This window comes from Pseudomonas sp. Q1 (assembly GCF_009935975.1).
GTDB classification, from domain to species: Bacteria; Pseudomonadota; Gammaproteobacteria; order Pseudomonadales; family Pseudomonadaceae; genus Aquipseudomonas; species Aquipseudomonas palleroniana.
In genome coordinates this window covers 1-602 of sequence record NZ_QODI01000071.1, presented here as the reverse complement: position 1 = coordinate 602, position 602 = coordinate 1, and the positions used below count along the sequence as shown (strand labels likewise).

The following is a 602-nucleotide window of genomic DNA, read 5'->3' as shown; positions in this document are numbered from 1 at the left end:
GCGTATTCGATCTCCAGTTGCGTCCCTTGCAGGATCATCTGGGTCGCTTCTTCCTTCATCTCGGCATCCCACAGGTGCGGGTTTTCGATTTTGATCTGGTTGATCACGTCGATACCGAAGTTCAGATGCATCGACTCATCGCGCAGGATGTACTGGAACTGCTCGGCGACGCCGGTCATTTTGTTGCGGCGGCCCATGGAGAGGATCTGGGTGAAGCCGCAGTAGAAGAAGATGCCTTCCAGCACGCAGTAGTAGGCGACCAGGTTGCGCAGCAGTTCCTTGTCGGTTTCGACGGTGCCGGTTTCGAACTTCGGATCGGAGATCGAACGGGTGTATTTCAGGCCCCAGGCGGCTTTTTTGGCGACCGATGGGATCTCGTGGTACATGTTGAAGATCTCGCCTTCATCCATGGCCAGCGATTCGATGCAGTACTGGTAGGCGTGGGTGTGGATCGCTTCTTCGAAAGCCTGGCGCAGGATGTACTGGCGGCACTCCGGGTTGGTGATCAGGCGGTACACGGCCAGGACCAGGTTGTTGGCGACCAGCGAGTCGGCGGTGGAGAAGAAGCCGAGGTTGCGCATGACGATGCGGCGTTCGTCGTC

The 602-nt window shown here is 57.8% G+C and carries 1 protein-coding gene; it reads right to left on the bottom strand.

Annotated features, from left to right (window positions below):
- Window positions 1–602, bottom strand: a 602-nt coding sequence (locus DK870_RS29180) for a ribonucleotide-diphosphate reductase subunit beta (RefSeq protein WP_161550435.1), incomplete at both ends; no start/stop codon positions are given.